The organism is Microbacterium sp. (assembly GCF_036823965.1).
Classification (GTDB): domain Bacteria; phylum Actinomycetota; class Actinomycetes; order Actinomycetales; family Microbacteriaceae; genus Microbacterium.
This window is the reverse complement of the sequence record NZ_DAITBE010000002.1, coordinates 55,503-75,838: the sequence shown is the minus strand read 5'-3', so window position 1 is coordinate 75,838 and position 20,336 is coordinate 55,503. Positions and strand designations below refer to the sequence as shown.

The window sequence follows — 20,336 nt, the reverse complement described above, 5'->3', positions numbered from 1 at the left end:
GATGAGCGAACACGTCACCGCCACCTACGTCATCGAGACGTCCCTCCCCCTCCTGCAGGCCGCAGAGACGCTCGCCGGCGAGCAGTCCACCGGCACGTTCGTGCGCGTCGAGCGGGAGTCGGATGCCGTCCGTGCCCGCTTCGCCGCCCAGGTCGTCGACCTCGAAGAGCTGCCGCTCACCGGCGACAGCGCGCTGCCGGGCACCGTCGGCGACCCCGCATTGCGGCGGCGGGCGCGCATGCGCCTGCGGTTCCCGCTCGACAACTTCGGGCCGTCCATCCCGAACCTGCAGGCCGCGGTCGCTGGGAACCTCTTCGAGATCAAGGAGCTCGCTGCGGTCAAGCTCACCGACCTCGAGCTGCCACCGGCATTCGCAGCGCGCTACGGCGGCCCGCGGTTCGGCCTCGCGGGCACGCGCGAGCGGATGGGGCGGCCGGATGGCGCGATGATCGGCACGATCGTCAAGCCCAGCATCGGCCTCTCCCCCGCCGAGCTCGCCGAGGTGGTGGCCGAGCTCGCCGAGGCAGGCGTCGACTTCATCAAGGACGACGAGCTGCAGGGCAACGGTCCGTCCGCGCCCCTCGCCGAACGCGTCGCGGCAGTGATGCCGGTGCTGCGGAGGCATGCCGACCGCACCGGCCGGATGCCCATGTACGCCTTCAACATCACCGACGACATCCACCTGCTCGAACAGAACCACGACCTGGTCGTGGCCGCCGGCGGCACCTGCGTCATGGTGTGCATCAACATGGTCGGGCTCGCCGGACTCGCGCATGTCCGCCGCTTCACGCAGGTGCCGATCCACGGTCACCGCGCGATGTTCGGCGCGATCAGCCGCTCGCCGCAGGTCGGGTTCTCGTTCAGCGCCTGGCAGCAGCTCGCGCGGCTGAGCGGTGCCGATCACCTGCACACCAACGGCATCTCGAACAAGTTCTACGAGTCCGATGACGACGTGCTCGCCTCGATCGCCGAGGTCCGCACGCCGCTCAGCGGTATCGCCGAGACGGTGCCGGTGCTGTCTTCGGGCCAGTGGGGTGGCCTCGCCCACGCCACGTATCGCGCTGTCGGGTCGTCGGATCTGCTCGTGCTCGCCGGTGGCGGCATCCACGGGCACCCTGACGGCGCCGCCGCCGGTGTCGAGAGCATGCGCGCCGCGTGGGCATCCGCAGAGCGCGGCGAGACCACGGCACAGGCCCTCGCCGCGTCGCCGGAGCTGCGCCGAGCGGCCGAGCGGTTCGGGGCCGTGCGTGAGTGAGCAGTCGGCGACCGTCGCGTCGATCGGGCTGAGCGTCGGCTACTACGGCGACGACGTCACCGGGAGCGTCGACGTGCTGCTGCAGTTCGCGCGGCACGGTGTGCGTGGTCGCCTGTTCATCGGCACACCGCCGCGGGCGGCGCTCCGGGAGGCGTCGGAGACGTCTGCCGTGATCGGCATCGCCGGGATCGCCCGCTCACTCGCACCGGATCCACTGGATGCCGAGGTGCGTCCGGCACTCGAGGCGCTCCATGATCTGCAGCCGGGCATCGTGCAGTACAAGGCCTGCTCGACCGCCGACTCGTCACCGTCCGTCGGCAGCCTCGGGCGAGTGATCGAGATCGCCCGCGATGTCTTCGGCGAGCGCACGGTGCCGGTGCTGTTCGCGCAGCCGGACTTCGGGCGGTACACCGTGTTCGGGCATCACTTCGCAGCCGAGGGCGGCGTGGTGCACCGTCTCGATCGGCAGCCGACCATGTCGCAGCATCCGTCCACCCCGATGGACGACTCCGACCTCGTCGCACATCTCTCTCGGCAGACACGCCTGCCGGTCGGCGGGCTCCCGCTCACCGGCTACGGCTCGGCGGATGATCTCGCGGCCGCCATCGACAGCTCGACGGACACCGCAGTCGTGCTCGACGCGCTCGACGACGCCCACCTCGCCCTGATCGGCGAAGCGATGACGCAGCTCGCCACCGAGCGGCATCCGCTGTTCGCCATCGGCTCCGGCGGCCTCAGCAGGGCCCTGGCACTCGGGCATGCGCCGGTGCCGCTCAGCGCTGAACCAGCACCGCCGGGTCCGGTGCTGGCGATCTCAGGCAGCCGCTCGCCCCAGACCCGTCGGCAGCTCGACGCTGCGGCGGCTGCCGGCTGGGCCGTGCTGCCGCTGTCGCCCGACCCTGCACTTCACACCCGGGTCATCGGCTCCCTGCGCGAGGGGCGCAGCGTCGCGCTCTCCTCCGCGGATGCTCCGGCGTTCGCCGGAGCCACCGATGTGCTCGCCGACATCGCGGCGGCGACCACCGCCGTCGCGCGCGCAGCCCTCGCCGCCGGTGCGACGGCACGGCTGATCATCTGCGGCGGGGACACCTCCAGCCGCGTGGTGCGGACCCTGGGCATCGCCAGCGTCTCGATCGCGGCGAACCCCGGTACGAACGTCGTCGTGCTCCGCGCCCACAGCGACGATGCAGCGGTCGACGGGGTCGAGCTGCTGCTCAAGGGCGGGCAGGTCGGCGACGACGACCTCTTCGAGTCGATCCGGGTCGGGAACGGGCGCCTCGTCGGTTGACGGATCCGCACCTCCGACCTAGAATATGAAACGATTCATATTCCCGTCCTCGACAGAACGAGCCACCGATGCCCCGTATCTGCTTCCAGCTGCAGGTCCGCCCTGAGCTGCTCGACGAGTACCTCGAGCGCCATGCGCCGGTGTGGCCCGAGATGCTCGCCGAGATCGCCGCCTCCGGTCGCCGCAACTACTCGCTCTTCCTGGGCGACGCCGGTCGACTGATCGGCTACTACGAGACCGACGACGATGCGGCCGCGCAGGCATACCTCGCCGCCTCGCCCGTCGCCGCGCGCTGGGAGGCTGAGATGGGGCGCTTCTTCCTCGGACTCGACGGTCGCCCCGACCAGGCCGCCACCCCACTCACCGAGGTGTTCCACCTCGAAGACCAGCTCGCCACCGCCGGCGAGCGCGCAGCATCCGCCATCGACGAAGAAAGCAGTGCATCGTGAGCATCCTGACCACCGACCACCTCGCCACCCTGGAGCAGCAGGGCATCGAACTCCCCAGCTGGGCGTTCGGCAACTCCGGCACCCGCTTCAAGGTGTTCGGCACGCCGGGCACCCCGCGCGACCCGTGGGAGAAGATCGCGGATGCCGCGCAGGTGCACACGTACACCGCACTCGCCCCGAAGGTCGCGCTGCACATCCCCTGGGACGTCGTCGACTCCTACTCCGACCTGCGCAAGCACGCCGAGGATCTGGGCGTGGAGCTCGGCACCGTCAACTCGAACACGTTCCAGGACGACGACTACAAGTTCGGCGCACTGACGCATGAAGACGCGGCCATCCGTCGGAAGGCGATCGACCACCATCTGGCGTGCATCGACGTGATGGATGCCACGGGCAGCCGCGACCTGAAGATCTGGCTCGCCGAGGGCTCGAACTACCCCGGCCAGGCCGATCTGCGAGGTCGGCAGGACCGTCTGCAGGAGTCGTTGCAGCAGATCTACGCACGCCTCGGCGACGACCAGCGCCTGGTGCTCGAGTACAAGTTCTTCGAGCCGGCGTTCTATCACACCGACGTTCCGGACTGGGGCACGTCGTACGCCCAGGTGAGCTCGCTCGGCGAGAAGGCGATGGTCTGCCTCGACACCGGCCACCACGCCCCTGGCACGAACATCGAGTTCATCGTGATGCAGCTGCTGCGCCTCGGCAAGCTCGGCTCGTTCGACTTCAACTCCCGCTTCTACGCCGACGACGATCTGATCGTCGGGGCGGCCGACCCGTTCCAGCTCTTCCGCATCCTGTTCGAGGTCATCCGCGGCGGCGGCTTGAACAACCCCGACGTGGCGTTCATGCTCGACCAGTGCCACAACGTCGAGGACAAGATCCCCGGCCAGATCCGCTCCGTGCTGAACGTGCAGGAGATGACGGCTCGCGCACTGCTCGTCGACCGCGACGCACTCACCGCTGCACAGCAGTCCGGCGACGTGCTGGCCGCGAACGCCGTGTTCATGGACGCCTTCTACACCGATGTGCGCCCGGCGCTGGCCGAGTGGCGCGAGTCGCGCGGCCTCGCCGGCGACCCGATGGCCGCGTACGCGGCATCCGGCTACCAGCAGCAGATCGCCGCAGACCGCGTCGGCGGCGTGCAGGCCGGCTGGGGCGCCTGAGCGCGCCGCCCCTCGATCCCTCGAACCAAGGACACGACTGATGACGAACCCGACTGCCGCCGACCTGATCGCGCGGAGCAACCGCCTGGGCGCCGACCCGAAGAACACGAACTACGCCGGGGGCAACACCTCGGCGAAGGGGACCGAGATCGATCCGGTGACGGGGCAGCCCGTCGAGCTGCTGTGGGTCAAGGGCTCCGGCGGCGACCTCGGCACGCTGCAGGAGCAGGGTCTCGCAGTGCTGCGCCTCGACCGCATGCGTGCGCTCGTCGACGTCTACCCAGGCATCGAACGCGAAGACGAGATGGTCGCCGCCTTCGACTACTGCCTGCACGGCAAGGGCGGGGCCGCACCCTCGATCGACACCGCCATGCACGGGCTGGTGGACGCCGCGCACGTCGACCACCTGCACCCGGACTCCGGCATCGCGATCGCGACGGCCGCCGACGGCGAGGCGCTGACCACGACGATCTTCGGCGAGAAGGTCGTGTGGGTGCCGTGGCGTCGCCCCGGCTTCCAGCTCGGACTCGACATCGCCGCGATCAAGGCGGCCAACCCCGCAGCGATCGGCTGCATCCTCGGCGGGCACGGCATCACCGCGTGGGGCGACACGTCCGAGGAAGCCGAGGCGAACTCGCTGTGGATCATCGACACCGCAGCGTCGTACATCGCCGAGCACGGTGCGGCAGAGCCCTTCGGCGGCGTCCGTGCAGGGTTCGAGGCGCTGCCGGAAGCCGAGCGCCGCGCGCGCGCCGCCGAGCTGGCCGGCACGATCCGCGGGATCGCATCGCAGGATCGCGCGATGGTCGGACACTTCACGGATGCTCCCGAGGTGCTCGACTTCCTGGCATCCGAGAAGGCGCCGGAGCTCGCGGCCCTCGGCACGAGCTGCCCGGACCATTTCCTGCGCACCAAGGTGAAGCCGCTGATCCTCGACCTCCCGGCGACGGCATCCCTCGACGAGCAGGTCGCGCGTCTGCACGGCCTGCACGCCGAGTACCGCGCCGACTACCAGGCGTACTACGACGCGCACGCGACGGCCGAGTCCCCTGCGATCCGCGGCGCCGACCCGCTCATCGTGTTGATCCCTGGCGTCGGCATGTTCTCCTACGGCGCGAACAAGCAGACCGCACGAGTGGCCGGCGAGTTCTACGTGAACGCGATCAATGTGATGCGCGGCGCCGAGTCGTTGTCGACCTACTCCCCCATCTCGGACGCCGAGAAGTTCGACATCGAGTACTGGGCGCTGGAGGAGGCCAAACTGCAGCGGATGCCCAAGCCGAAGTCGCACCAGGGCCGCATCGCCTTCGTGACCGGTGCAGCATCCGGCATCGGAAAGGCCATCGCCACGCGACTCGCAGCCGAAGGTGCGTGCGTCGTGATCGCCGACCTCGACCTCGAGAAGGCGCAGGCCGCTGCCGCTGAACTCGGCGGTACCGACGTCGCGATCGGCGTGGCCGCGAACGTCGCTGACGCCGACGCGATCCAGGCTGCGCTGAACGAGGCGGTGCTCGCGTTCGGCGGCGTCGACCTGGTCGTCAACAACGCCGGACTCTCGCTCTCGAAGCCGCTGCTCGAGACCACGGAGAAGGACTGGGACCTGCAGCACGACGTCATGGCCAAGGGGTCGTTCCTGGTGTCGAAGGCCGCGGCCCGAGTGCTGATCGACCAGAAGCTCGGCGGCGACATCATCTACATCTCGTCGAAGAACTCGGTGTTCGCAGGGCCGAACAACATCGCCTACTCCGCGACCAAGGCCGACCAGGCGCACCAGGTGCGGCTGCTCGCCGTCGAGCTCGGCGAGTTCGGCATCCGCGTCAACGGCATCAACCCCGACGGCGTCGTGCGCGGTTCCGGCATCTTCGCCTCGGGCTGGGGCGCGAACCGCGCAGCGACCTACGGCGTCGCGGAAGAGGACCTCGGTCAGTACTACGCGAACCGCACGATCCTCAAGCGCGAGGTCGTGCCCGAGAACGTGGCGGATGCCGTGTATGTGCTGACGGGCCCCGAGCTCACCCGCACGACCGGGCTGCACATCCCGGTCGACTCCGGCGTCGCCGCCGCGTTCCTGCGATGATCCCCCTCCGCCGAGCCACCCCTTTGTGTGCGAGCGGCCCCCATTCCGGCAGCACCTACAGGGGTGGCTCGCACACAGAGGGGCCGGTCGGCGAGGGAGGGATGCCGTGAGCGTGCGCGCGACGGCGCGAGCGGTCGCCGCCGTCGACCTCGGAGCGACCAGCGGACGGGTGATGATCGGGCGGGTCGGCGACGGTTCGCTCGAGCTGGAGCTCGTCTCGCGGTTCCCGAACGGGCCCGTCGAACGCGAGGACGGCCTGCACTGGGACTTCGCCGCGCTGGTCGAGCACGTGCTCGACGGGCTCGCGGAAGCCGTGCGGCGCGAGCCGACGATCGAGAGCATCGGGATCGACTCGTGGGCGGTCGACTACGGCCTGATCGCGGGCGACGACCTGCTCGCCGAACCCTTCCACTACCGCGACGACAGGACCGCGCGCGGCGTGGACGAGGCGCACGAGCTCGCGCCGTTCGCCGAGCTGTACGCACGCAACGGCCTGCAGTTCCTGCCGTTCAACACGCTCTACCAGTACCGCGTCGACACGCGGCTGGCGGATGCCGACACCGCGCTGCTCATCCCTGACCTGCTCGCCTTCCTGCTCACGGGAGCCCGCGGCGCCGAGCGCACGAACGCCTCGACGACCGGGCTGCTCGGCGTGCACGACGGCGAGTGGGACGCCAAGCTGGCTGAGCGCCTCGGCATCCCGGCCACGCTGCTCCCGCCGCTCGTCGACCCAGGCACCGTGATCGGTCGTCTGCGCCCCGAGATCGCCGCCCGCATCGGCGCCCACCTTCCGGTGATCGCCGTGGGCTCGCACGACACCGCCTCCGCGGTCGTGGCCGTGCCGATGACGACGCCGCACGCCGCGTACATCTCCTGCGGCACCTGGGGACTCGTCGGCGTCGAGCTGACCGAGCCGGTGCTGACGGATGCCGCGCGTGAGGCGAACTTCACGCACGAGCTCGGGGTCGACGGCCGCTACCGATTCCTGCACAACGTCACCGGACTCTGGTTGCTGAGCGAGACCGTGCGCGCGTGGGAGGCCGAGGACGGCACGTCGATCGATCTGCCGGAGCTCCTGGCTGCGGCGTCTGCCGTCGATGACGACATCCCGCTGTTCGATGCGAACGATCCGTCGTTGAGCGCTCCTGGCGACATGCCGGCCCGGATCGCCGAGGTCCTCCGCGCGCAGGGCGCCGCGGTTCCCACCGACCGCGCCGCCTTCGCCCGCAGCATCGTCGAGTCGATCGCGGTGGCGTTCGCGGACGCCGTGCAGACGGCCGCGACGCTGTCCGGCCGCGAACTCGACAGCATCCACCTCGTCGGAGGCGGCTCCCAGAACGTGCTGCTGTGCCAGGCCACGGCCGACCGCGCCGGGCTGCCGGTGCTCGCCGGCCCCGTGGAGGCCACCGCGCTCGGCAACGTGCTGGTGCAGGCCCGCGCGCTGGGCGCAGCGCCCGAGACGCTCGAAGGCCTCCGCGCGCTCGTCGCGGCGAGCCACGTACCGGTGCGCTTCGACCCGCGCTGACCGCAGCCGCCACAGACACAGCGCAGGTGCCCGGCCGCGTGAGCGACCGGGCACCTGCGCTGTGCGTCGGGACTCAGAAGTCGAAGTCGCCGATGTTGTCTGCGTTGAACTCGAACGGGTCGCCCAGCAGGACGACGCCGTCGGCACCGACCGTGAACTCACCGAGGTCGCCGGCTTCGAAGGTGTCCCCTTCTTCGCCCGTGATGTCGCCCTGGATGAGCGCCGCTGCAGCGTACGCGGCGAGGGAACCCAGGTCTTCCGGGTTCCACAGCGCGAACGCGGTGATCGTGCCGTCCTCGACGTACTCGCGCAGCTGGTTCGGCGTGCCGAGACCGGTCAGCGCGACCTTGCCCTTGTAGTCCGAGGTGGAGAGGTAGCGTGCCGCTGCGGCGATGCCGACCGTGGTGGGCGAGATGATGCCCTTCAGGTTCGGGTGCGTCTGCAGCAGCGCTGCCGTCTTGTCGAAGGACGTCTGGTCGTCGTCATCGCCGTAGACCGTCTCGACCAGCGTGATGTCCGGGTAGTCGCTCGCGAGGTACTCCTTCATCAGGTCGATCCAGGCGTTCTGGTTGGTGGCGTTGGCGGATGCCGAGAGCACCGCGATCTCGCCGGCTCCGCCGATCTGGTCGGCGACCAGGTCGACCTGGACCTTGGCGATGCCCTCCGCGTCTGCCTGGTTGATGAACAGGTCGCGGCAGTCGGCGTTCGTGTCGGAATCGAAGGTGACGACCTTGACGCCGGCATCGCGCGCCTCGTTGAGCGCATCGCAGATCGCCTGCGGGTCATTCGCCGAGACCACGAGCGCGCCGACACCCTGCTGGGTGGCGGTGTTGATGTAGCTGACCTGCGCCTCGGGCGTCGCCTCCGCGGGTCCGACCTCGGCGAAGGTGCCGCCGAGTGCATCGACCGCGGCCTTGCCGCCGACGCTGGACGTGTCGAAGTACGGGTTGCCGAGGTTCTTCGGCAGGAACGTGATGGTCAGGTTGTCGGACCCGCCTTCGGAACCGCCGTCGCCGCCGGTGCTCCCGCCGGTGTCGGCGCAGCCCGTGAGCACGAGTGCCGCGGCCACCGCCACAGCCGCGAGGGCCGTGACGCGCTTGCGTGCAAACTTCATTGTTCTTCCTTTCGTGATGGTCGCCGCTGACGGATGCCGACGGCGAGAGGCTGCCTCATGGTGCGGAGGAGGCTGCGACGCGGAGGGGTGGTCCCGCCTTCGCCCGGATTCGCTGGACCCATGCGAGGACGCTGGCAGCGATGACGGAGAAGATGAGCAGACCGCCCGTGATGATGTTGATGACGTCGGAGGTCACGCCGGCGAGACGCAGCGCGCTGGACAGCACCCCGATGAGGAGCACGGCGGCGACGACGCCGTGCAGCTGCCCTCGCCCACCGAACACCGAGACTCCGCCGAGCACGACCGCGGCGATCACCTGCAGTTCGAGCCCGGTGGCGTTGTCACCTCGGGCGCTGCCGAATCGGAGCGTGTAGAAGATGCCAGCGAATGCGGCGACGACCCCGGAGAGCACGAAGAGGATGAACTTCGTCCGCTCCACGTTCACACCCGAGAAACGGGCGGCATCCTTCGAGAGCCCGATCGCGAAGATGCCTCGGCCGAAGGCGGTGAAGTGCAGGATGACGACGAAGACCACCAGCAGCACGAGGAACGGCACGACGATGTAGGGGATCTGCGTCCCGGCGATCTTGGCCTTCGCAAGCGCCTTCCAGAAGTCGGGGAAGTCGGTGACGGCTGTGGTGCCGAGCAAGCCGACGGCGAGGCCGCGATAGAGGGCGAGCGTGCCGATCGTGACCGCGAGCGACGGCAGGCCGACGATCGTGACCAGGAAGCCGTTGAACGCACCGCCGACCACGCCGACGAGCAGCGCAGCGATCGCTGCGACCTCGAACGGTGCTCCGGACTGCACGAGCACACCCGTGACGACGCTGGAGAGGCCGACCATCGAGCCGACGGAGAGGTCGATCTCGCCGGTGATCATCACCAGCGCCATCGGCAGCGCGATGAGCAGGATCGGCGCGACGTCGAGCAGCAGGTAGTTGTAGGTGATGGGCTGCGCGAAGCCCCTGATCGTCACCGTGGAGACGATCAGCACGAGCGCGAGCAGCCCGATGATGGCGAACTCGCGAGTGACGAGCACGCGGCGCCAGAGCGGGCGGTCGTGGTCGCGGATGACGCGCGTCGTCGTCGTTGTCGCGGTGGTCATGATTCGTCCCTCGCCTCGATGAGCTGGCGTTTCTGGCGCACCGCGAGCACGCGGTCGAGCACGATCGCGCCGATGATGAGCACGCCGACGACGGCACGCTGCCAGAAGTCGGGGATGCCGAGGATCGGCAGCGCGCGGTTGATCGTCATCAGGAGCATCGCGCCGATGGCCGCTCCCCAGACCGAGCCGACACCACCGGTGATCGCGATACCGCCGATGACGGCTGCGCCGACGGCATCCAGCTCCCAGCCAGCGCCGACCTGCGAGCTCACCGATCCGTAGCGGGCCGCGTAGAACACACCAGCGAGGCCGGCAAGCGCCCCCGACAGCACGAACGCGCTCAGCACCCGACGGGTCACCCGCAGTCCGTACAGCTCTGCTGCGGCGGGGTCGGATCCGATCGCGTAGTACTCGCGGCCGCCCCGCGTGTTCCGCATGTACCAGGCGGCGACGGCCAGCACCGCGACGGCGATGATCGACAGCACCGGGATCGTGGCGAACTGCTGCGTACCGAGGCCGAGGAACTCCTTCGGCATGTCGGAGGCGTGGATCTGATCGCTTCCGGTCCACAGCACGTTGATGCCGCGATAGGCATACAGGGTGCCGAGCGTGATCACCATCGCAGGCACCTTGGCGAAGGCGACCAGGGCGCCGTTCACCAGACCGAGCAGCCCGCCGAAGAGCACGGCGGCGATCACGACGAGCACGATCGGGATGCCGGGGATGTCGATGAACAGTCGACCGGTCAGATACGCGGTCAGTCCCATGACCGAGCCGACGGACAGGTCGACGTTCCTGGTGATGATGACGATCGCCTGACCCACCGCGACCAGCACCAGGATCGACGGCGTCAGCAGCAGGTCGCGCCAGCCGTCGACGCTGAACAGGAAGTTCGGATTCTTCACGGTCGCGGCGACCACGACGACGACGAGCGCCGCGAGGATGCCGAACTCGCGGGCGCGGCCGACGCCGCCGAACGCCTTCTTCGCGGCCGCAGGGGTCGGGGGTGCGGTGATGGTCATGCGTGCAGCTCCGATGCGTGGGTCGCGGCGAACATCACGTTCTCGCTGGTGGCTTCCGAGCGGCCGATCTCGGCGGTGATGCGACCCTCGCGCATCACGAGGACCCGATCGGCCATGCCGAGCACTTCAGGCAGCTCGGAGGAGATCATGAGGATGCCGACGCCGCGCCCCGCGAGTTCGGAGAGCAGCCTGTGCACCTCGGACTTCGTGCCCACGTCGATGCCGCGCGTCGGCTCGTCGACGATGATGACCTTGGGGTCGGTGGCGAGCCATTTCGCCAGGACGACCTTCTGCTGGTTGCCGCCAGAGAGGGTCGACGCGACCGTGTCGAGCGCGTGGGTCTTCACCTCGAGGCGTGAGGCCCATTCCTTGGCAGCCCGATTCTCCATACCGGTCGTGAGCAGCCCCCATTTCGAGAGCCGGCGCCGGATCGCGAGCGTGATGTTCCCGCCGACCCCCGAGTCGATCACGAGTCCCTGCCGCCGCCGGTCCTCCGGCACGAGCGCGAGTCCGGCGCGCATCGCAGCGGTGGGGTTGCGCCGCGGGACGACAGCCCCGAGCATCCGCACCTCCCCCTCGCGATACGGATCCACGCCGAAGACGGCCCTGACCACTTCGCTGCGGCCGGCGCCGACGAGGCCTGCGAGCGCGACGATCTCGCCGGAGCGCACGGTGAACGAGATGTCGTTGAAGACACCCGGATTGGTGAGCCCCGTGACTTCGAGCAGTGGTTCGCCGATCGCGGCCTCCTGCTTGGGGAAGAGCTCGGTGACATCGCGGCCGACCATCTGACGCACCAGCTCATCCGTAGTCGTGTCGGTGATGCGTGTCGTGTCGATGTACGCCCCGTCGCGCATCACGGTGACGGTGTCGCAGAGCGAGAACACCTCGTCGAAGCGATGCGAGATGAACAGGACCGCGCGCCCCTCGTCGCGCAGGCTCCTGGCGACCGCGAAGAGCCGCTCCACCTCGACCCCGCTGAGCGCGGCGGTCGGTTCGTCCATGATGAGCACGCTGGCGTCGAGGGAGATGGCCTTGGCGATCTCGATGATCTGCTGGTCGGCGATCGAGAGACCGTCCGTGATGCGGTCCGGGTCGAGCGCGACGCCCAATCGGCGGAAGATCTGCTCCACCTCGACGCGCATGGCCTTTCGATCGATGCGTCCGAAGCGGTTCGCGGGTTGCCGTCCCATGAAGATGTTCTCGGTCACCGAGAGGTCTGGGAACAGCGTCGGCTCCTGGTAGATGACCGCGATGCCGGCGGCCTTCGACTGAGCGGTGCTGGTGAAGTCGACATCCTCGCCGTGCAGCCGGAAATCGCCCGAGTCCCGGCGGTACAGGCCGGCCATGATCTTGACGAGCGTGGACTTGCCCGCGCCGTTCTCACCGATGAGCGCATGGATCGAATTCGGCCGCAGCGTCAGGCTGCCGGAGCGGAGTGCGACAACCGGTCCGAAGGATTTCACGACTCGATGCAGTTCGAGAGCGACGTGGGGAGCGCTTCGGGCAGAGGGTGCGTCGACCACTGGCGTTTCCTCTCCGTTGAGGTGGATGATGTGGGGTGAACCGGATCTGAATCGATTCAGGTGCGTTTCAGGCTAGTGTATGTGACACCGACCTCAGGTCAACCCCTGATGTCGAACCGTGATCCGACCGACGACGAGAGGAACGGCAGATGCCGGTCAGCATCCGCGATGTGGCGCTTCGAGCCGGCGTCTCGGTGGGTACCGTCTCCAACGTCCTGAACCGGCCGGAAGAGGTTTCGACCGAATCGGTCGAGCGGGTCAGCCGTGCGATCGAAGAGCTCGGATACGTGCGCAACGACGCCGCCAGGAAGCTGCGCGCCGGGATCAGCACGACCGTCGGCTTCGTCGTGCTCGACGGGCAGAACCCGTTCTACAACGACGTGGTGCGCGGCGCGGAGGACGAGGCGTCGAGCCATGGCATCGCGATCCTGTACGGCAACACCGACGAGGATCCGTCACGGGAGAAGGTCTACCTCGACCTGTTCCGCGAGCAGCAGGTGCGAGGACTGCTGATCGCCCCGTACGGCGACGTCATGACCCAGCTGCGCCGGTTCCGCTCGAGCGGTATCGCGACGGTGCTCGTCGACCGGTTCAGCGCAGACAGCGGCTTCTCCTCCGTCTCGGTCGACAGCGTCGCGGGTGGGCGCCTGGCGATGGAGCACCTCATCCAGGGCGGGCGACGGCGGATCGCCTTCGTCGGAGGACCGTTCGACATGCGCCAGGTCACCGATCGCCTGGCCGGCGCCCGCGCAGCCGCGGAGAACGCGGGCGTGCACGTCGATCTCGAGGTGGTGCCGACTGCAGCGATGACCGTCGAGGAGGGCGCCACCGCCGGCGCGAGGATCCTGACCAGGCCACGACGGGAATGGCCGGATGCGCTGTTCGCAGCGAACGATCTGCTCGCCCTCGGGCTGCTCCAGTCCCTCGTGTCCGGGGGGCGTGTGCTGGTGCCCGACGAGATCGCGCTGATCGGCTTCGACGACATCCCGTTCGCGGCTGCCGCAGCCGTGCCGCTGTCGTCGATCCGGCAGCCCAGCCGCATGATCGGTCGCACGGCACTGCGCATCGTGCTCGAGGAGGCTGCCGACCCGGACAGCATCCCGCGGCAGACCGTGTTCCCGCCGGAGCTCGTGATCCGGCAGTCCACGACCGGATGAGCCGTCCGACCCGCTCTCATGAGCGGGCCGGACGGCGACGATTCGCGACTGCGGCTCAGCCGGCGTTCGCGGCGGCGATGAGCTGCTCGACCTGGTCGTACGTCACGTCGACCCCGGGGAAGCCGACGAGGCGGCCGATCGGGAACGACGCCATCATCTTCTGCATCGCGTCATCGTTCGGGACCATGGATGCCGCAGACGAGTCGGCGCCGCTCAGCTCCTCCATGAAGCCGCCGAGCGCACCCATCACGATGGGACCGGCGACCGGGTGCGCGAGCACATCGCCGACCGAGGAGTTCATGGTCAGCGGGATCCGAACGTCGTCGCCGGCGACCCCGACCGAGACGGACGAGCGGATGTCGCGGCTGGAGGCTGCGACGTCGATCGTGTACTCGCCGCCCTCGACCACCCAGCGGTCGACGCGCACGTCCCAGTACGCCAGGTCTTCGCGGCGCACGACGAGCTCGACCGTGCGGGTCTCCCCTGCGGCGAGGGCGACCGAGGAGAACGCCTTGAGCTCGCGCGGCGCACGCTGCACGTTCGATGCCACCGGGGCGACGTAGACCTGCACGATCTCGCGGCCGTCGCGGTCTCCCGTGTTCGTGAGCTCCACCTGCACGTCGATGTCACCGTCCGCGCGTACCGCTGCCGTCGCGGTACCGTACTCGAAGGTCGTGTACGAGAGCCCGTGCCCGAACGGGTACGTGACCTCGAGTCCCTTCGCGTCGTACCAGCGGTAGCCGACGAGCAGCCCCTCGCCATAGCGCACGTGCCCGAACTCGCCGGGGAAGTTGCCGAACGAGGGGTTGTCCTCCAGGCGCACCGGCACCGTCTCGGTGAGCTTTCCCGAGGGGTTCACGACCCCGTACAGCACATCGGCGACGGCACCGCCGCCGGCCTGGCCGAGCAGCCAGCTCTCGACGATCGCCGGCACGCGGTCGGCGAAGGGGAGGGCGACGACACCGCCGTTGGAGAGCACCACGACCGTGCGAGGGTTCGCCTCGATGACGGCGTCGAGCAGTGCGAGCTGCTCGGCGGGGAGGTCGATGTGGTCGCGGTCGAAGCCTTCGGACTCCTCTGCGGCCGGAAGGCCGAGCAGCACGACGGCGACATCGGCGGAGGCGGCAGCCTTGACCGCCTCGGCCCGCAGGTCGTCAGCCGAACGCCCGGATGCGGCCACCGCACCGCCGGGCACGGCGAAGCCGGGTGCGTACGACACGTTGTCGCCGCCGATCGCGCGCAGCTGGTCGAGCGCGGTATCGACGCGCGTCGGGTTGATCAGCGAGGAACCGGCACCCTGGAAGCGCGGCTCGGTCGCGAAGGCGCCGATCACGGCGACCTTCTGCTCCACAGCGAGGGGCAGCAGCGCACCCTCGTTCCGCTCCCCATCGGGTCCCTGAGCCTGTCGAAGGGCCTCGTTCTTCAGCAGCACGATCGAGCGCCCCGCCGCCTCGCGGGCGAGAGCGTGATGCGCGTCCACGTCGAGCGGACCGCTCGCTGCGGGGCGCTCCCCCGCCTTGCGCACGAGGTCGATCGCCCGAGATGCAGCGGTGTCGAGCACGCTCTCGGCGAGTTCGCCGGCCTGCACTGCGGCGACCAGCTGCGCATCCGTCCGCCCACCGGAGGCGGGCATCTCGAGATCGAGACCGGCGGCGACGCCGGCGACACGGTCGTTCACCGCGCCCCAGTCCGAGACGACGAGCCCGTCGAAGCCCCAATCATCGCGCAGCACGCTCGTGAGCAGCCACGGGTCCTCAGAGGTCCAGACGCCGTTCAGCTTGTTGTACGAGCACATGACCGTCCACGGCGATGCTTCTTTCACGACGCGCTCGAAGCCGCGCAGGTAGATCTCACGCAGTGGACGCGGGTCGACGTCGGAGCTCGCCCGCATGCGGTCGAACTCCTGGTTGTTGGCCGCGAAGTGCTTGAGCGAGGTGCCGACGCCCTGCGACTGCACGCCGCGCACCGATGCCATCCCGAGCATGCCCGAGACGATCGGGTCCTCGGAGAAGTACTCGAAGTTGCGTCCGCACAGCGGCGAGCGCTTGATGTTGATGCCAGGGCCGAGCACGACGGCGACGTCTTCGATCGCGGCCTCGACGCCGATCGCGGCGCCCACCCGCTCGATGATCTCGGGGTCCCACGACGAGCCGATGCCGACCGCCGGCGGGAAGCAGGTCGCCGGAACACTGCTGGCGAGGCCGAGGTGGTCGGTGCCACCGGCCTGCTTGCGCAGCCCGTGCGGACCGTCGGTCATCATCACCGCCGGGATGCCCGCTCGATCGATGGCCTTGGTGGTCCAGAAGTCCGCGCCGCTGGTGAGCGACGCCTTCTCCTCGAGCGTGAGATCGGATGCCGAGATGTCGGTCATGGTCTTCCTTTCGTGGGCGACGGCAGTGTCCCTGCGAAAACTATACGTCCTTCAATATTAGATTTCAAACGTTGTTCAGGATTAGGCTCGAGTCATGGCACGACGAGGTTCGTATGCGAAGGGCGTCGCTCGACGCGAGGAGATCCTCGAGAGCGCGCTCGACGTGATCGGCCGCAAGGGGTATCAGAACGCCTCGCTCAAGGAGATCGCCGAGGTCGTCGGCGTGACCCCCGCAGCACTCCTGCACTACTTCGGATCGAAGGAGGAGCTGTTCACCGAGGTGCTCCGCAAGCGCGACGAGCACGACGGCATGGGCCCGGCCTTCCTCGATGCGGCAGAGGCGAAGTCCGGTTTCGTCGACGTCATCCGCCACAACACCGAGGTTCCAGGACTCGTCGCGCTCTTCTCACGTCTCGCGGTCGACGCGGCCGACCCGGAGCATCCGGCGCACCGCTACTTCCTCGACCGCAGCGAGCGCCTGCGCGAGACCTTCGCTGAGAGCTTCGGCGCCGGGCGCCTCGGACCGGTGTCCCTCGACCCGGACACGCTCGCCCGCATCATCCAGGCCGCATCCGACGGGCTGCAGCTGCAGTGGATGATCGACCCGAGCGTCGACATGCCGGCCATCATGGAGGCGCTGATCGATGCCCTGCAGCCATCCGCCCCGCCCGAGCGCTCGTCCGACTAGCGGACGTTGCCGTTCGAGCAGGTCTGCTGGGCGGCGGAGTTGCCCTTGATCGTGTCCGGCAGCGCCACGACGTTGTCGGGGGTGGCCGAAGGATCCGGCACGACCTCCTCGGTCGGGGTCGTACCGGGGTCGGCCGGAGCCGGCTCCTCGACGATCACGCCGTCGTTGCTGTTGTTCTCGTGCGTGATCTGCAGCTGGGCGTTGGCCTCGAGCGCGTCCCACAGGGCCTCGGCAGCGCTGGTGTTCGGCACCACCTTGTTGGGGTTCGCCGAATCCGCGCCCGTCGGGTACTGCACGAAGACGATGTCCTCGAACGGGACCTCCTTGACCGCGAGGGCGATCTGCACGATCGTCATCGGGTTGTTCGCGAGCGAGGTGCTCGCCTCGAGATTGCTCAGCGCCGTGTTGGCGAGCTTGAGCATGACCGGGACGTTGCCCAGGACCTCGCCGCTGATGAGCTTGCGGGCGAGGCTCGACATGTACTGCTGCTGGTTGCCGATACGGCCGAGGTCGCTGCCGTCGCCGACTCCATGTCGAGTGCGGAGGAACTGCAGCGCCTGCAGGCCCTCGACGGTGTGCGTGCCGGCGGCCATGTCGAGGCCGGTGTAGCGGTCCTTGATCGGGTTCGCGAGGCACACGTCGACACCGCCGATGGCGTTCGTGATCTCGATCACGCCACCGAAGGTGACGGACGCCGCGAACTGGATGTCCTGTCCGCTGATCGCCGAGATCGTCTTCACCACGCAGTTGAGCCCGGCGTCGGAGTATGCGACGTTGAGCGGCTGCTTGCTCATCGAGGAGTGGACGTTGCCGTCCTCGTCGGTGCACTCAGGGATCGGCACCATGAGGTCGCGCGGGAAGCTGACCACGGTGATACGGCGGGGTGCCTCGGAGACGTGGACCAGCAGGTTCACGTCGTTGAGCGAGCCCTCGGCGTCGCTGCCGCTGCAGCGGTCGCCGAACAGCGAGGCGTACTTCTCCTCGCAGGTGTCGACGCCAGCGAGCACCATGTTGAAGCCGCCCTTGTACTCGCCGATGTCCGGCGGCACGGCTTCCTGGCCTTCGAGCTCGACGGCGTTGGCGGCGACCGTGCTCGACAGGTCGTACAGGACGTAGGAGGCGACACCGAACCCGCTCACCAGCACGACCGCGAGGCCGATCGCGATGAACTTCAGCAGTTGACTGACGGAACTCGGGGTGGGCAGCTGGCCGTGGCGCGCGATGGTGCGGCGTCGGGTCTTCTCGCTCACTCGGTGACCTTTCGATTCAGCATCCGGTGCGGGGCCACCGTGCTCAAACTGCGGAGGGTGTGGGATTCGAACCCACGAGACATCTCTGCCCACTGGTTTTCAAGACCAGCTCCATCGGCCGCTCGGACAACCCTCCCGACAGACGAATCTGCCGACAACGCGTGAGTCTAGCCGAGTTCTATTCTCCCGCGTGCACCTGGGCGGGTGCTGGAAGCGTGTTCAGCGCCAGCGCGAGACCGCCGTCGACGACATCCGCCGTCACCTCGGTCGCGGCATTCTTCACGACATCCGGTGCCTGTCCCATCGCGACGGCGCGTCCGCCGAGCGAGCTCGCCCAGCCGAACATGCCGATGTCGTTGCGGCCGTCGCCGGCGACGAACACGTGCTCGCCGGCGAGCCCGAGCTCCGTGCGCACCTGCTCGAGCGCCGTGCCCTTGTCGACGCCCTGCGGTGCGATGTCGAGCCAGGCGGTCCACCCGATCGCGTAGGAGACCTCGTTGAGACCGGCATCGGCCACCAGTCGGTGGAAGTCCTCTTCATCATGCCCTGGTGAGACCACCACGACACGCGACACCGGCTCGGCGCCGAGCTCGTCGAAGGTCACGCGGCGACCACCGTCGAGCGTCCAATCGTCGAGCTGCTCGGTGTACAGGCGCTGGCCTGACGCGAGTTCGACCATGTACCGCGCGTCGGGGAGACGGTCCTGCAGCAGCGCGAGCACGGGGCGGGGGTCGAATGTCTCGACGTTCCAGCGTTCCCACTCATCGCCGACGCGACGCATCGTCACGGCACCGTTGGAGCACACGACGTACTCGGCGGTCATGCCGAGCTCCTCCACGTAGCGGCGCGTGGCCATCCAACTGCGGCCGGTGGCGATCGTCACGACGTGCCCTGCATCGCGGACGCGCTCGACCGCCTCGGGCACGCCGGGGCTCATGGTCTCGTCCTGCAGGAGGATCGTGCCGTCGACGTCGAGTCCGACGAGCCACGCGCTCATGCGGTCGGCTCCTGCTCCTCGGCGGGCTCTGCGACCCAGCCCTCCGGCCGCAGCACCTCGAGGCCTCCGAGATACGGGCGCAGCACCTCGGGCACCCGCACCGACCCGTCCGCCTGTTGGTGCGTCTCGAGCAGCGCGACGATCCAACGGGTGGTGGCGAGCGTGCCGTTCAGGGTCGCGACGTGCTGGGTCTTCTTCTCCTGGGTCCCTGCGCCTGTCGAAGAGTCGCCGGCCGGGCGGTGCCGCACATCGAGTCGGCGCGCCTGGTAGGTGGTGCAGTTCGAGGTCGAGGTGAGCTCGCGGAACGCGCCCTGCGTCGGCACCCAGGCCTCGATGTCGTACTTGCGGGCGGCGCTCGATCCGAGATCGCCGGCGGCCACATCGATCACACGGTAGGACAGCCCGAGCGAGGTCAGCATCTCCTCCTGCAGGGCGACCAGGCGCAGGTGCTCGGCCTCGGCATCCTCGGGGTTCGTGTAGACGAACATCTCCAGCTTGTTGAACTGGTGCACGCGGATGATGCCGCGGGTGTCCTTGCCGTGCGAGCCGGCCTCGCGGCGGTAGCAGGTCGACCAGCCGGCGTAGCGAAGGGCGCCGCGCGACAGATCGACGATCTCGTCCTTGTGGTATCCGGCGAGCGCGACCTCGCTCGTGCCGACGAGGTAGAGGTCGTCGTCCTTGTCGAGGTGGTACACCTCATCCGCGTGCTCGCCGAGGAAGCCGGTGCCCTGCATGATCTCGGGCCGCACGAGCGTCGGGGTGATCAGCGGCACGAAGTCGTTCTGCAGCGCCTTGTCGAGCGCGAGGTTCATCAACGCGATCTCGAGGCGGGCGCCGATGCCACGGAGGAAGTAGAAGCGTGCGCCGGAGACCTTCGCTCCACGCTCCATGTCGATCGCGCCGAGGATCTCGCCGATCTCCAGGTGATCGCGCGGCTCGAAGTCGAACGCGGGCACCTCGCCGACGCGGCGCAGCTCGACGAAGTCCGCCTCGCCACCGGCGGGGACGCCGTCGATCACGACGTTCTCGATGCGGGCGAGCGCGGCGGCCGCGGCATCCGAAGCCTCGCCGGCCGCCTGCTGCGCCTGCTTGACCCGCTCCGCGAGCTCCTTCACCTGCGCGACGAGGGCGGCCTTCTCCTCCTTGGGCGCCTTCGCGACCTGCTTGCCGAAGGCGTTCTGCTCGGCCCGCAGCTCCTCGAACGCGGTGAGCGCGGCTCGGCGCGATCGATCGGCCTCGAGTGCGACGTCGACGGTTGCCTGGTCGTTGCCACGGGCAGCCTGTGAACGGCGGACGATCTCCGGGTCTTCGCGGAGCAGTGCGAGGTCGATCATGACCCAAGTCTAGAG

At 68.9% G+C, this 20,336-nt stretch carries 16 protein-coding genes and 1 tRNA gene; 8 read left to right on the top strand and 9 right to left on the bottom strand.

Annotation, left to right across the window (positions count from 1 at the left end; genetic code table 11):
* Position 1 precedes the first annotated feature (1 nt).
* From V7Z82_RS04640 to V7Z82_RS04615, 6 genes are all read left to right on the top strand, one after another.
* A complete protein-coding gene (locus tag V7Z82_RS04640) occupies positions 2 to 1,255 on the top strand; it encodes a RuBisCO large subunit C-terminal-like domain-containing protein (protein WP_334148488.1) in 1,254 nt (417 codons plus the stop codon).
* Positions 1,248 to 2,543: a four-carbon acid sugar kinase family protein gene (locus V7Z82_RS04635; protein ID WP_334148486.1), complete on the top strand. Its 1,296-nt coding sequence runs from the start codon at positions 1,248 to 1,250 to the stop codon at positions 2,541 to 2,543. Before V7Z82_RS04640 ends, V7Z82_RS04635 begins: the two co-directional genes overlap by 8 nt.
* 68 nt (positions 2,544 to 2,611) lie before the next feature.
* Positions 2,612 to 2,992 (top strand): L-rhamnose mutarotase, encoded by a 381-nt coding sequence (locus V7Z82_RS04630; protein ID WP_334148484.1) that lies wholly within the window; start codon positions 2,612 to 2,614, stop codon positions 2,990 to 2,992.
* Entirely contained in the window at positions 2,989 to 4,155 is a 1,167-nt protein-coding gene (rhaI, locus tag V7Z82_RS04625) for an L-rhamnose isomerase (protein WP_334148482.1), read from the top strand. The genes V7Z82_RS04630 and rhaI overlap by 4 nt, the downstream gene beginning before the upstream one ends.
* A 40-nt stretch (positions 4,156 to 4,195) precedes the next feature.
* Positions 4,196 to 6,232 carry a bifunctional aldolase/short-chain dehydrogenase gene (locus V7Z82_RS04620; protein ID WP_334148480.1) on the top strand — a complete coding sequence of 679 codons (2,037 nt, stop codon included), beginning with the start codon at positions 4,196 to 4,198 and terminating at the stop codon, positions 6,230 to 6,232.
* Between the two features lie 112 nt (positions 6,233 to 6,344).
* A complete protein-coding gene (locus V7Z82_RS04615; RefSeq protein ID WP_334149150.1) occupies positions 6,345 to 7,757 on the top strand; it encodes a rhamnulokinase in 1,413 nt (470 codons plus the stop codon).
* A 73-nt stretch (positions 7,758 to 7,830) separates the two neighbouring features.
* Here V7Z82_RS04615 and rhaS read toward each other — a convergent pair whose 3' ends face one another.
* From rhaS to V7Z82_RS04595, 4 genes are read right to left on the bottom strand one after another with little or no spacing between them, the layout of a single operon-like run.
* Positions 7,831 to 8,871, bottom strand: coding sequence for a rhamnose ABC transporter substrate-binding protein (rhaS, locus tag V7Z82_RS04610; protein ID WP_334148476.1), 1,041 nt, complete (start codon positions 8,869 to 8,871; stop codon positions 7,831 to 7,833).
* Positions 8,872 to 8,926: 55 nt separating this feature from the next.
* Entirely contained in the window at positions 8,927 to 9,976 is a 1,050-nt protein-coding gene (locus V7Z82_RS04605) for an ABC transporter permease (protein WP_334148474.1), read from the bottom strand.
* Complete coding sequence (locus V7Z82_RS04600; RefSeq protein ID WP_334148472.1) at positions 9,973 to 10,998, bottom strand: ABC transporter permease; 1,026 nt, start codon at positions 10,996 to 10,998, stop codon at positions 9,973 to 9,975. Before V7Z82_RS04600 ends, V7Z82_RS04605 begins: the two co-directional genes overlap by 4 nt.
* Positions 10,995 to 12,524 carry a sugar ABC transporter ATP-binding protein gene (locus V7Z82_RS04595; RefSeq protein ID WP_442927584.1) on the bottom strand — a complete coding sequence of 510 codons (1,530 nt, stop codon included), beginning with the start codon at positions 12,522 to 12,524 and terminating at the stop codon, positions 10,995 to 10,997. The genes V7Z82_RS04600 and V7Z82_RS04595 overlap by 4 nt, the downstream gene beginning before the upstream one ends.
* Positions 12,525 to 12,673: 149 nt before the next feature.
* Between V7Z82_RS04595 and V7Z82_RS04590 the strand changes: the two genes are divergently transcribed.
* Complete coding sequence (locus tag V7Z82_RS04590) at positions 12,674 to 13,681, top strand: LacI family DNA-binding transcriptional regulator (RefSeq protein WP_334148468.1); 1,008 nt, start codon at positions 12,674 to 12,676, stop codon at positions 13,679 to 13,681.
* A gap of 55 nt (positions 13,682 to 13,736) precedes the next feature.
* On the opposite strand, the gene V7Z82_RS04585 is transcribed toward V7Z82_RS04590, so the two are convergent.
* On the bottom strand, positions 13,737 to 16,052 hold the full coding sequence (locus tag V7Z82_RS04585; protein ID WP_334148466.1) for a glycoside hydrolase family 3 C-terminal domain-containing protein: 2,316 nt from the start codon (positions 16,050 to 16,052) through the stop codon (positions 13,737 to 13,739).
* Positions 16,053 to 16,146: 94 nt separating this feature from the next.
* Between V7Z82_RS04585 and V7Z82_RS04580 the strand changes: the two genes are divergently transcribed.
* The gene (locus tag V7Z82_RS04580; RefSeq protein ID WP_334148464.1) at positions 16,147 to 16,740 is read left to right on the top strand and encodes a TetR/AcrR family transcriptional regulator; all 594 of its coding nucleotides are present in this window, start codon (positions 16,147 to 16,149) and stop codon (positions 16,738 to 16,740) included.
* On the opposite strand, the gene V7Z82_RS04575 is transcribed toward V7Z82_RS04580, so the two are convergent.
* The 4 genes from V7Z82_RS04575 to serS all read right to left on the bottom strand — a co-directional run bounded on the left by V7Z82_RS04575 (position 16,737) and on the right by serS (position 20,321).
* On the bottom strand, positions 16,737 to 17,990 hold the full coding sequence (locus V7Z82_RS04575; protein ID WP_334148462.1) for an LCP family protein: 1,254 nt from the start codon (positions 17,988 to 17,990) through the stop codon (positions 16,737 to 16,739). The two genes, V7Z82_RS04580 and V7Z82_RS04575, sit on opposite strands and share 4 nt — an antisense overlap.
* A gap of 51 nt (positions 17,991 to 18,041) precedes the next feature.
* A tRNA-Ser gene (locus V7Z82_RS04570) sits at positions 18,042 to 18,126 on the bottom strand.
* Between the two features lie 42 nt (positions 18,127 to 18,168).
* Positions 18,169 to 18,987 carry an HAD family hydrolase gene (locus V7Z82_RS04565; protein ID WP_334148460.1) on the bottom strand — a complete coding sequence of 273 codons (819 nt, stop codon included), beginning with the start codon at positions 18,985 to 18,987 and terminating at the stop codon, positions 18,169 to 18,171.
* Positions 18,984 to 20,321: a serine--tRNA ligase gene (serS, locus tag V7Z82_RS04560; protein ID WP_334148457.1), complete on the bottom strand. Its 1,338-nt coding sequence runs from the start codon at positions 20,319 to 20,321 to the stop codon at positions 18,984 to 18,986. Before serS ends, V7Z82_RS04565 begins: the two co-directional genes overlap by 4 nt.
* Positions 20,322 to 20,336: the final 15 nt, after the last annotated feature.